Origin of the sequence: Aquimarina intermedia, from assembly GCF_008124785.1 — a bacterium.
Classification (GTDB): Bacteria; Bacteroidota; Bacteroidia; order Flavobacteriales; family Flavobacteriaceae; genus Aquimarina; species Aquimarina intermedia.
On sequence record NZ_VNHU01000006.1, the window covers coordinates 11,952 to 24,131 of the forward strand.

8 protein-coding genes and 1 pseudogene are annotated in these 12,180 nt (G+C 37.0%); 4 read left to right on the plus strand and 5 right to left on the minus strand.

The window, feature by feature from the left end; translation table 11 throughout:
* Positions 1-158 precede the first annotated feature (158 nt).
* The 3 genes and pseudogenes from BD809_RS09820 to BD809_RS16040 all read right to left on the minus strand — a co-directional run bounded on the left by BD809_RS09820 (position 159) and on the right by BD809_RS16040 (position 5,206).
* The gene (locus BD809_RS09820) at positions 159-2,384 is read right to left on the minus strand and encodes a TonB-dependent receptor (RefSeq protein WP_148782803.1); all 2,226 of its coding nucleotides are present in this window, start codon (positions 2,382-2,384) and stop codon (positions 159-161) included.
* 22 nt (positions 2,385-2,406) lie between these two features.
* Entirely contained in the window at positions 2,407-3,699 is a 1,293-nt protein-coding gene (locus BD809_RS09825; protein WP_148782804.1) for a tetratricopeptide repeat protein, read from the minus strand.
* A 178-nt stretch (positions 3,700-3,877) separates the two neighbouring features.
* Positions 3,878-5,206: pseudogene (locus tag BD809_RS16040) on the minus strand (DUF4331 family protein).
* A gap of 113 nt (positions 5,207-5,319) precedes the next feature.
* Between BD809_RS16040 and BD809_RS09840 the strand changes: the two are divergent.
* On the plus strand, positions 5,320-6,501 hold the full coding sequence (locus tag BD809_RS09840; RefSeq protein ID WP_148782807.1) for an LETM1-related biofilm-associated protein: 1,182 nt from the start codon (positions 5,320-5,322) through the stop codon (positions 6,499-6,501).
* Positions 6,502-6,524: 23 nt separating this feature from the next.
* Here the strand turns inward: BD809_RS09840 and BD809_RS09845 are convergent, their stop codons facing one another.
* Positions 6,525-7,145, minus strand: a complete 621-nt coding sequence (locus BD809_RS09845; protein ID WP_148782808.1) for a hypothetical protein — start codon at positions 7,143-7,145, stop codon at positions 6,525-6,527.
* 2 nt (positions 7,146-7,147) lie between these two features.
* Positions 7,148-7,642, minus strand: a complete 495-nt coding sequence (locus BD809_RS09850; protein WP_148782809.1) for an RNA polymerase sigma factor — start codon at positions 7,640-7,642, stop codon at positions 7,148-7,150.
* Between the two features lie 194 nt (positions 7,643-7,836).
* Here BD809_RS09850 and BD809_RS09855 point away from each other — a divergent pair, with 194 nt between their 5' ends.
* The 3 genes from BD809_RS09855 (at position 7,837) to BD809_RS09865 (ending at position 12,140) form a co-directional block, all read left to right on the plus strand.
* Positions 7,837-9,135 carry an NAD(P)/FAD-dependent oxidoreductase gene (locus BD809_RS09855; protein ID WP_148782810.1) on the plus strand — a complete coding sequence of 433 codons (1,299 nt, stop codon included), beginning with the start codon at positions 7,837-7,839 and terminating at the stop codon, positions 9,133-9,135.
* A 130-nt stretch (positions 9,136-9,265) separates the two neighbouring features.
* Positions 9,266-11,422 carry a TonB-dependent receptor gene (locus BD809_RS09860; protein WP_148782811.1) on the plus strand — a complete coding sequence of 719 codons (2,157 nt, stop codon included), beginning with the start codon at positions 9,266-9,268 and terminating at the stop codon, positions 11,420-11,422.
* 94 nt (positions 11,423-11,516) lie between these two features.
* Positions 11,517-12,140, plus strand: a complete 624-nt coding sequence (locus tag BD809_RS09865; protein WP_148782812.1) for a hypothetical protein — start codon at positions 11,517-11,519, stop codon at positions 12,138-12,140.
* The last annotated feature ends 40 nt before the right edge of the window (positions 12,141-12,180 follow it).

The following is a 12,180-nucleotide window of genomic DNA, read 5'->3' on the forward strand; positions in this document are numbered from 1 at the left end:
ATATATACCCTGAACTGAAAAATCCTCTAGCTCAAAAAGAGCACAGAGGATTTAAACTAAGGGCAAAAAAAGGAAGGCTTGCTTGAGAACCACCTCAAACAAGCCGTCTCCTTAAACAACATCCAAAAACAAACCATGGATCTTCATATACTTAGCAATTAAAAACTGTATGTGATACTTGCTTTCAAAAATCTTGAGGTTCCCGGTGTAAAGTGAATTTCTTCTACCGGTTCTGTCTCATTAGCCAATCTTGAGGTAGTCGCGAATTGTGTTTCATTCCACTCCACATCAAACATATTATCCATCGATACACCCAACGTAATATTGCTGAGGGTATAACTCACATTGGCATCAGTTACAAAATAACCTTTGGCCACTATACTGTTATCCTCATTGGCTGCTCTATCTCCCAAATAACGATATCGAATTCCGCCAGAAAAATTATTCAAATTATCTACACCGAGTCCGCCCGCCACTGTAACTTTTGGAGCTAAGGGAATATAATCTTCGCCCGTTTCAGCTTCTTTGCTGCGTGCATGCGTATAGGTAAAATCACTATCGAGAAACAACCAATCGTTCATTTGGTATCGCGCGCTAAAATCTACACCCAATCGTCTTGTTGCTCCGCTAGGTTCTACGACACCTTCATCTCCCACATATACAAACTCTTGCTCTAAATCTAGTATCCATAATGCTGAACTTAGAAAGATTTTGGGAACAGGTTTCCAATACAGACCTAAGTCAGCTCCGCTTGCCTTGGGCAAGGTTTCTCTGCCATTTTGTAGTACGACCACACGAGTATCATTACTATGAAAACCTATCCCTGCCTTGAAGAACAAATTCAGATTAGAGGTCGCAGCATAATCCAACCGTAGTTTTGGGCTGATCAAAGTTTCAGTTTCTGCAGTTGATTCATAAGTAGCTGCTAGTTCATCTTCATAGATGTTTTTGAAATAGTCCAGACGCAATCCGGGTGTTATTTTAAGTTTTCCTCGTGTGATTTCAGCTTCCAAAAAGCTAAAAATATTGGTCTCATCGATAGCTCCGAGTTGCTCATACGCTAATACGGTTTTACGATTGAGTGTTTTAGATAATTCGATATCATCTACGGCATCATATCGCATCCCAAAACCTGCTTTTGCGTCTATTTCTGTGCCACCAACCACATAGTTGTTTGTCAATGTACTGGTAATACCCATGAGATTACGAGATTCGTATTGTTTGATTTGATCTCCGTTAACAGGGTCATTTAAGAAAAATGTAAAATTAGAGAACAATAAAAAGTCATACTTGCTGACATACGCCTGAGCTCTAAACGTTGAATTGGCAGTCAAATATTTGGTGAATGTTGCATTCACATTACTACGCGAAGTTTCGCCACCTTCAGTAGCGTCTATGGCGCCAAATCTGGAAATGATTCCTTGTGCTACTGCGCGTTCAGGAATTTGACCCGAGGCGTCCCATCGACTTTTGAAATATGATGCCGAAATCTCAAATTGTTGCGTATCGAAGACTTTTTTGTATTTACCAAAAAGATTAAGACGATTAAAGTTTTGCGGAGCCTCAAACGGTCCGTTCCCCTCCATATACTCTATGGCTGTAATAAATTGTTCATCATCATTTTTTGGACTCCAGTTAAATAAACCAACGGTACGCAAGGTATTAAAATCTCCTGCCTCAACCTTAATCTTGTTTTGCTCAAACCGATCAGTTGTTTGAAAAGCGATATATCCTGCGGTATTAAAGTTTCCTTGCGTAGCATAATAAGGTCCTTTATCAAATTCCATACGATCCATAGTTTCCGGAATCACAAAATGTAAATCAGCATAGCCCTGACCATGTGCATGAGACACCATGTTTACCGGCATACCATCTACTGTAATACGCACATCGGTCCCATGATCTACATCAAATCCACGTAGAAATATTTGCTCTGCTTTACCTCCCCCAGCATGTTGTCCTATAAATAAACCGGGAACACGCTGTAGTAATTCCTGCGAAGAATTCACCGGGTTAATGGTATTGTCAAACTTTTCTATCGTTTGCAAAGGGTTAAGCTCTTGTTGTAAGACCATTTCATCCAACTGAAAAACTTTAGATTTTATCTGAAATGTAGTAGCTCCTGATAGCATACGCTCGTTGAGTACGATATCCTCAGGTTCAAATCCGAGTAATCTCAGTTTCAACGTATCTCCAACACTATTCTGAATTAATGAAAAGCTACCGTTTTCTAAGGTATGCACATGTTTTTGAGAATTCGTGTTGTATACATAAACTTCGGCAACAGGTAGTTCAAATTCGTCTAGAATCACCCCTTGCACCAGACGCTCCTGACCCTGAACCACGATGCTCAGTAAAAAAAATAGCATAGTAGGGTATCTCATGATAGTAGATTTACAATGGGTTTTATAGCTGTTGAATACGTTTGGTCAGTACAGGACCTAATTCATAAGTGCTTTCTAATAAGCTTTCTTTAATTGGAAGCATCTTATATTCTAATTTATTCGACTTATATACCTCAGCGATATGAAACTGTGCTTCGGGTTCAAATGTCTTATCAGCTATATGATCTTCTACAATCGTCAATGCTTTTTTATGTTCTCCTTTTAAATGATAGATATAGGCTAACAAATCATAGGTTTGTGGTGTGGGTCTATTCGCGACTTCTTTTTGAGCTAAAGCCAAAGCTTCATCAAACTTGCTATGTTCTTCGGCTATTAGTAACGCTACCGGAATATTATACATATCACCATAGCTATCTTCTTTTACAACCTTTAAAAATGCCTGAATTTCTTTTTCTTTAGTGATTGCCTTATTTTCAAACTCCGCTAATTCTGCTTTAAACAAATGATAATCCGGAGATTGATGTGTCTGCATAACCGATGCAATAATCCTACCCGCCTCTTGTGTATTATGCTCATGAGAGTATACAATCCAGGCAATTCCTTTTTTAGCATACGCGTTTGAAGGATCAATAGCTAAGGCTTTAAGGTAGTGTGCATACGACGCTTTAAGATTACCTGCATGACCATAATAATCTGCAAGGTTAGTATATGTCCAAAGCATCAATTCATCATCCTTACTCTGTATGGCAATCACTTTGGCTTTTTCCATATATTTAATGGTTGCATCGAGATTCCCTTTGTAATCATTCCATTTTGCCAATCGAATTAAAAAATTAAAATCCTTTTGATCTACAAACTGATGGAGATATTGTTCGGCTTCGAGATAATTTCCTAATTCCATAGCAACATCAAAAAGCACCATCTGAGTTTCTTTTTTATTTTGATCCAGAGACAGAGCTTCAATCGCTCTGGACTCTGCTTCCAAAAAGCGATGTTGCGAAATGTAATTTCTAGCCAGTGCAAGTAAATATTCTTCTTTTTTAATAGCGGCAATAGTGACACCTTTTCTCAGAATCTTTTCAGAATTTTTGAGGTATTTTATATCTCCCGTAATTTGAAAAAGTTGAGAATATGCTGTACTCACAGGATGAATTGCCATAATCCTTGTCGTGTCTGCATCAAGTTTGCCATTCCAAAAATTTAATCTTATTTGTGCGTTTTTCAGGGCTGATGTATCATTCGATTGCAGATACATAGCATAATCATTAGGATCTGTTAATTTTGGTTCGCTCGTTGTACATGCTATAAAGCTTATACCAAGTGCTAGTAGACTGGTTAAGGTTTTTAAATTCATTAGATTTAGTTTTTGAAGATGTTGTTGTTGTTTGGTAAATAGAATAAGGTGTTGAGCTGTTTTAAGTTTGGTCGTTTGCTCAATTAAGTGATCAAAAAGTAGACTGGGCGTATCAAGGGTTTATCGTACTTACGTGCTGATAGAAATATGCCCAGTCCTTAACTTTTATAGGGTTTTATTAGATACTATGAGGTGCCTCTAAGTATGGGAAATTGTTAGAGGGTGTCTCCCCTTCATTACTAACACCATCGGTTACTAATATTGGTAAATCTGCTACTCCGTCCCCGTTAGTGTCCTGTCCGTTAAAACGTGCTCCTGTTTCTCCTCCAAATAATAAAATCAAAGTAACATCGATCACATCATCGGTTAGATTTCTACCGGTTAACACATTAGTGCCATCATAATAAGTAGTAGGTAAATCCGGAGCAACCTGTAATACATCTGTAGCTAAAATTGTAGTCAAGGTTGTGGCGTCTAATCCAAGAATATTGTTTTCATATTCTGCACCGAAAGCTGCGTGTAATGCTACTGCCTGATTTAGAAATAAAGGTTGAAATTTTGCAGTTTGTTCAGAAGGAATCGTCACATTAAAACTGTTTTTCGTTTCTGATGAACCACTCAAAACTGTATTGATACCAGGACGTCCCATTTGATCTTGCTGGCTGTAAGTTCCGCTAAAATCTGCGGTCATCATTTCCATTTCGTTAGTCATACCATCATCATCATTTCCACAACTACCGACTGCTGCTGCTAATACTATTGATGCTGCTAAATATTTTATTGTATGTAATTTCATAATTTTAATTTTTAAATAAATGATTGCTTATTGTTTTGTTTTAGCTTCTACCCAGGCATTAAATACTTTGGCTCCTGTGCCTGCCGGGTGATCAAAAGTTCCTCCTAAAAATTCGTTTGGCACTTCGACAACTATGGATAGTACATTTGTATTATCAAAGTCATCTGTTCCCGGAACATTAAATCCATTAGGTGCATCTCCGGCGATTACTTTATTATACTGGCTAAAATCAAAGTAGAAAGGATCTTCCCTCAAACCTGCGAAGTAAGAAATTCCGTTTGCTGTAGCAGTTTTTGCTTCAGAAGAAGTACTAATTTCAACCTCCCCTAAATAAGAAGCATCCGAATTAATTGTACTGTTGAGACCCGTGGCACCAGGTGCAAATGGCCCGAAGAAATACATTATACTATTTCTTGGAATTGCTTGTATAACCAAATCTTCAATTAAATCTCCATCATTATCAATATTGATTTCTACGAGCACATTTTCATCAAATGAAGCAGTAGTTCCTGCCGGTGCTAATGAACTTTGTACATTGGCAACAAAAACCGTATTGGATGCGGTTGCGCCTTCAAAAGCATAAAAGTCTGTGATATCTGCTGTGGTTCCTGCAACCTTTGGCGCATCTAGGTGATCTGCCGCTGTCAAAACAACTCCTAACGATACCAGACCGCCAAGAATCCATAAATTTGTTTTTTTCATACTGTTCATTTTAATTATTTTTAAAGTTTACAGTTATATTTACGTCCAGAAACCAATCACGGTTTGCCTAAAAGAGTTAATAATTTGTTAAAGAAACCTAACTAAGCTTAAGCAACGAATCCATGAATCCATCTACATCAGGTTGGCTTGATAAGTTTTTACGAGAGTTTACGGGAGATCAGAGGCAATCCTTCGCAAGCATGGAGGTGCTTTATGAGGCGTTGCTGCAGTCAGGCTTTTTATATGGTGCTTCGGTAGAAACCTTGGTTTTTAAAGATTCCGGTATCGTATATTCTGAGGAAGAGCGTACCAAGATCAATTTATTGACTGCGCTGGTGAGTATGTATTATGACACTATTGAAGATGGCAGTACAGAAGATTGTATAACAGCACTTCTACAGTTTTATAATTATTTAAACACCAAAAAATCTATATTTCCCTGGACAACCTTAATTACCTCAACCAAAAGTGAGAAGTTAGAAAAGATTTTACACGCCAGGATACAAACTAATGAATCGGTAGTGATTAAAAATTTTAGTCACTTACTTACCAATGCGCTTTTATTTATTGATGTGTTAGCATTCGAACATTTTTTAATTCATGATATCAATCCAATCGACTATGCGACTAAACTGGAAGAATCAATTACCAACACCGTGTTTCTGGCCTTAAAATCTAAAAGTCAGAAAGACGAATATGACGGATTATTAATAAAACTATTTTCTTCATCCGTTCGTTACAACCAAGTATCAGAGGATGATGTAACCTTTGATAATGTACATCTGGAACGGTATACGGATGCATTAGAGAAACGTTATCTACTTGATTTGATTAGTCTTGCTGTTTGGAACGATCATGAATTAGATCAAGGCGAATTAGATTTTCTAGCAACTCTGGGGATGGAGCTAAATATCTCTGAGAATCAAATTAATGCATCTTTAAAAAAAGTAAAAACGTTTATTCAAAACCATCGTCAGGAGATTTCTTTTTTCAATTATTCGAATCCGGCTCATCATTTTTATCGACAAACCTCGAGAACGGTTCGGGTATTAATATTGAGAAATAAAAAAAGATTAGTAAAAGAAATTTCTGAAAGTAAGGATTTAATGATTCTTCTGGGCCAGTCCACCGTACGTGATTTATCAAAAGAAGAAAAAAAACGTGTTAAAGATCAACTACTGGATATCTGTAAATCGGTCCCATCATTAACCATCTTTATATTACCGGGTGGTAGCTTGTTATTGCCTTTGTTAATTAAATTTATTCCGCAGCTATTGCCTTCAGCATTTAACGAAAACAAATAGCTTTGTAGCTGAGGTCGGCAATCTTACATCTGTAACTGCTCAAGTTCATCATAATTCTTTTTTAACCTTCGTGTAAGTATTCCATAGACTAACCGATAAAATAAAGCAATAACTGCTATAAAAACGATTATAACGATGACAGCAGTTACCATAATCATCCAAACAGGAACCTCTTTGGTATCCCCATTCTGAAAATCATCTGTAAAAAAAATACTGTAAGACATGGTTGTCAAAAACAAGATGGCCAAAAAGCTAAGATTGACCCAAACATATAATTTAACTGTATTACGGGTTTTTAAAATATTCTGCATTAGAACCTTTGCAGAATCTGTGGTCTGTATTTTTTTGTAATTCAAATAAAATCGTATGATAAAATAAATCAAAATACCATAGGATACCACCGATGAAATCGTCAAATAGTTCTCCATACCAGAAGTTTTGATCTCATCATACTGTCCGTTCACCCTAAAAAACACATCCAATGATCCCCAAAGTAAAAACTCCAGAACACTAATGATAAAAATCCATTTAACCATTGAAGAAGATCGTTTTAAGATCATCTTATAAATATCATCATAAGAAAGCTTTGGGAGACCTTGCTCCTGCTTTTTCCAATGTTGCTTTAATACCTCTAATTCATCCATAGTTACGGATTTAATATTTTCTTTAATTTTGTTTTCACTCGATTCATCTTCACTCTTGCATTGACCTCTGTTATCCCCATGGTTTCTGAGATATCACGATACGATTTATCTTCGAGGTATAGAAAAACTAAAGCTTTTTCAATATCATTCAATTCTTTTACAGCTGCGTACATTAATTTGAGTTGTTGTTCCTCTTCATCATCATATTCTTCGGCACTTATTTTAAAATCTACCGTATCAAAATCTGTAGTCGGTATACTACGCTTCGACTTACGATACAAAGTTATAGCCGTATTCAATGCCACGCGATACATCCAGGTGCTAAACTTTGCGTCTCCTCTAAATTTTGGAAATGCTTTCCATAATTGTATAGTAATCTCCTGAAACAAATCATTATGTGACTCAATATCGTGTGTATAAATACGACATACTTTGTGCACTATATTCTGATTTTGCTCCAAATGGGTTACAAAATTATGTTCTAGTTCTTTATTCACTTGGTTGGGTTACTCATGATAAGTATACAAAAAATTAATTTTGTTACACCTATACTACAAACTAACTGTAATCACCTGTAGATAAGCACTATTTTGAGAAAAATAATTTTAAACTAAGTACAAATCTTAATAAATCTTTAAAATTATGGAGGTAACAAAAATTCGGCTTAAATTTACGGTATATCCTTTTGTATATGAATATTCCTTTCTCTAATCTACCCCGACTTGTCATTATCGGAGGTGGATTTGCCGGTGTTGCCTTAGCTCGAAATCTAATAAAAGAAAACTTACAAATCGTCGTATTGGATCGTCATAATTATCATACGTTTCAACCTTTGCTGTATCAAGTTTCGATTGCGGGATTAGAACCCGATTCTATAGCCTATCCTTTTAGAAAAATTATAAAAAAGGGCAAAAACTCTTATTTTAGAATGGCCGAGGTACAATCCATTGACCCTGATAAAACTCAGGTACATACGAATATAGGATCAATCTCTTATGATTACCTCGTGATTGCGACGGGTACGCGAACTAATTTCTTTGGAAATGAGGTTATTGAACGCAACGCTATGCGTATGAAAAACTTACCGCAAGCCTTAAATTTACGAAGTTTAATGCTTGAAAATTTAGAACAGGCGGTGATTACTACAGATCCTGAAAAGCGCAAAGAGTTAATGACCTTTGTTCTTGCCGGCGGCGGACCCACAGGCGTAGAATTGTCCGGCGGTATCGCAGAGCTCAAAAATCACGTATTACCCCGAGATTATCCTGATATGGACTTTGACGAGATGGAGATCCACCTTATTGAGGGCGCAGAACGTTTGCTACCACCAATGAGCGAACATGCTTCTAAAAAAGCTGAGGAATTCTTGAATGAATTGGGGGTTATCATTCATCTCAAAACACAGGTTACTAATTATGAGAAGAAGCTAGTGTCTACCAATACAGATCTTAGCTTACGAAGTGCCACTTTTATCTGGTCTGCCGGTGTAACCGGAGCACCTGTTGAAGGTATACAGGCATCTTCTTTGATTGATAAAATAAATCGATATAAGGTGAACAGGTATAATCAAATTGAAGGATATACCAATATATATGCTTTGGGAGATATTGCCTACATGGAAACTGAAGACTTCCCTCGGGGACATCCCATGGTTGCACAACCTGCCATACAACAGGGCAAACATTTGGCCAAAAACCTAAAGCGTCATTTTAATAATAAAGCGATGAAACCTTTTACTTATTTTGATAAGGGTGCAATGGCAACGGTGGGTCGTAATAAAGCCGTCGTTGACATGGGAAAACTACGCTTCGGAGGTTTTATAGCTTGGTTTGTCTGGATGTTCATCCACTTGTGGTTTTTGGTTGGTTTTAGAAATCGATTGGTTACTTTCTTCAACTGGACCTATAACTACATCAACTACGACAAAGCAGCACGTTTAATCGTACGACCTTTTAAAAATAAGGAAGCAGATACCACACAGCGTGTATAGTATACGTTCGTAATACGTATTTTTTTATTTTGCAATTCATCTACTGATCTTTACAGTTCGGTCACAATTTATTTGAATCAAGTCTGATATCCTAGAGTTTTGAGCTCTCAACCAAAACATCTAGTATCCAATGATCAAATTAGTTCTGATTTCAATTGTAAGTATGTATGCCCATGCACTGTTTGCACAAACTGCTATCTCTGGTAAAGTGACAGACAAAACAGGAAGTCCAATTGAGGGAGCAAATATCTATATAGAAGGCTCGTATGACGGAGGTTCCTCAAATGAAAATGGAGAATTTTCCTTTACAACTTCTCTAACAGCACAACAGACAATAACGGCTTCTTTTTTATCCTTTGAAACGTTCACCAAAACTATGCCGGTTTCTAAAATGAATGCGCTGACGATTGTTTTAAGAGAAGATGTAAACAGTCTGGAAAGCGTTGTACTAACCGCCGGTAACTTTGCTGCAGGTGATAATAGCAAAGCATCCGTACTTAGTCCGTTGGATATTGTAACCACGGCTGGAGCCGCGGGGGATTATATCGGAGCCTTTCAAACCTTGCCCGGAACCTCCAATGTTGGTGAAGATGGTCGCTTGTTTGTACGGGGTGGCACCGCCGATGAAACCAATGTATATATTGACGACATAAAAGTTTTTCAACCCTACAATGCTTCAGCCAGTAACTTACCAACCCGCGGGAGATTCTCTCCTTTCTTGTTTAAAGGTACCAATTTTTCTACCGGTGGGTTTTCTGCGGAATATGGAGATGCGCTATCGGGTGTTTTATTACTCAATACAATTGATACGCCTGATCAAGATAAGACAGAAATATCGCTTATAAATGTAGGCGCAGGTATAGGACATACCAAAAAATGGAAGAAAAACTCACTAAGTATCAATACGTTTTACCTAAATCTAAAACCTTATCAAGATATTGTTCCCCAACGTGTTGATTGGATAAAAGCACCCGAAAGCTTTTCTGGTGAAGCCGTATATCGTCAACAATTCAAAAATGGTTTATTAAAAGTATACAGTGCGCTAAGTGATACTAATTTTGAACTTACACAAGAGGATATAAATATTGCAGAGGGAATTCGTTTTAAGCTTAGAAACAAAAATTTTTATAGCAATACTTCCTATACTGGTACTTTAGAAACGGACTGGAAATTAACGACAGGAGCCAGTTTTGCCTTAGACAAAAATCGCATCGGAATTGAAGAAACCAAGGTGCATAATGAGACGCAAAGTTTTCATTTGAAATTGAAGTTGAAAAAGCGATTTAGTAATAGGTTTCAATGGTTTACTGGTGTAGAACAGTTTATCGAAAAATTCGATGAAACGGTTGATGATCCAAATTTTCCTTTTTTTACAAGTGATTTTAAAAATACAAGTACTGCACTATATACTGAAGCCAACGTCTTTTTCAGTAAGAAATTTGCTATGAAGTTAGGTTTGAGAGGTGTCCATAATTATTCACTAAACTACACAAAAGTATCACCACGTGCGTCGCTGGCATATCAGCTCAATACTACCTCTCAGATTTCCTTGGCTTACGGAGATTTTAACCAAGCACCTAAGCAAGATATTCTAAAATATTCAAGTCAGCTAGCTCCGGAAAAAGCCTCTCATTTTATTTTCAATTATCTATATCAAAAAAAGGGAAGAATGTTGCGATTGGAAGGATATTACAAAACCTATGACAACCTTATAAAATACACTACCGCGCAACCCGAATATAGTAGCTTGTATAGTAATGACGGAGAGGGGTATGCCGGGGGAATTGATGTTCTCTGGAAAGATAAAAAGTCACTGAAAAATTTTGAGTATTGGATAAGTTATTCTTATCTGAATACACAAAGGGATTACAAAAACTTTGAAAGAAGTGCCACTCCTAATTTTGCGGCTACTCATACTGCTTCATTAGTTGGTAAGTATTGGATTCAAGATTGGAAATCAATGGTTGGTGCATCACTAAATCTTGCTTCCGGACGGCCGTATGACAATCCAAATACAAAGAAGTTCCAAGCTGAAAAAACAAAAGGATTTTCTGCATTAAACCTGAACTGGGCCTATTTGATAAGTCAACAAAAAATTCTATATATCTCTGTTTCCAATGCCTTAGGCACTCCTGCAACCTTTGGATATCAATACGCCAATACGCCCAATTCAAATGGTACTTTTGAACGACGTGCTATTCAACCCGCTGCAGATCGATTTTTTATCGTAGGGTTCTTTTGGACTATAAGTACCGACAAAAAAGATAACCAATTGGATAGGCTGTAAGACAACTCAGTAGGCAATATTGACAATTCAGTCATTTTAAATTTAAAAATTACTGCTCTTACAGCATCTTTACAACTCACAAAAACAAACACTCATGAAAACAGTTATTTTAATTTTAGTAAGTTTTACCGTAAACATGCTCACCGCACAAACCCACTATGATGAGGGAATGAAAAAAGCTTTCGAACTTTGGGAAAGCGACAAAGCTGATGAAGCAGCCAACCTCTTTGAACGCATCGCTAATGCTGAGGACCAACATTGGTTACCTTATTATTATGCAGCTCAAATTAACATTATTCAAACGTATCGCACAAAAGATGCAGCTGCCATTGAAGCACGATTGAAAAAAGCGCAAAAGTTTATTAACCACGCGAATTTAATTTCAAAAGACAACGCCGAATTATTTATTCTAGAAGCCATGTTAAACACTGCTTACGTAGTATATAACCCTTCAAACTACGGCATGACACATTCTCCAAAAGTGGAAGCTTTATATCAACAAGCAAAAAGCTTAGACTCAATGAACCCCAGAGCAATACTAAATCATGCGGAGTGGAAAATGGGTTCTGCTAAGTACTTTGGAACAGACCCAAAGCAGTATTGTCCCGAAATTAATAAGGCTATTGCCCTTTTTGAAAATATTGAAAACAAAACTCCCTATTATCCTACATGGGGATTAAATCAAGTAGCTCGCATACAGAAAAACTGTGATGAATAACACGTAATATTTGCTAACTTTATCATTCTTGTATCGCAAA

Bases quoted from the DNA above. Each gene is read 5' to 3' on its own strand.
- BD809_RS09820 (WP_148782803.1), bottom strand. From the start codon at position 2,384: ATGAGATACCCTACTATGCTATTTTTTTTACTGAGCATCGTGGTTCAG.
- BD809_RS09825 (WP_148782804.1), bottom strand. From the start codon at position 3,699: ATGAATTTAAAAACCTTAACCAGTCTACTAGCACTTGGTATAAGCTTT.
- BD809_RS09840 (WP_148782807.1), top strand. From the start codon at position 5,320: ATGAATCCATCTACATCAGGTTGGCTTGATAAGTTTTTACGAGAGTTT.
- BD809_RS09845 (WP_148782808.1), bottom strand. From the start codon at position 7,145: ATGGATGAATTAGAGGTATTAAAGCAACATTGGAAAAAGCAGGAGCAA.
- BD809_RS09855 (WP_148782810.1), top strand. From the start codon at position 7,837: ATGAATATTCCTTTCTCTAATCTACCCCGACTTGTCATTATCGGAGGT.
- BD809_RS09860 (WP_148782811.1), top strand. From the start codon at position 9,266: ATGATCAAATTAGTTCTGATTTCAATTGTAAGTATGTATGCCCATGCA.
- BD809_RS09865 (WP_148782812.1), top strand. From the start codon at position 11,517: ATGAAAACAGTTATTTTAATTTTAGTAAGTTTTACCGTAAACATGCTC.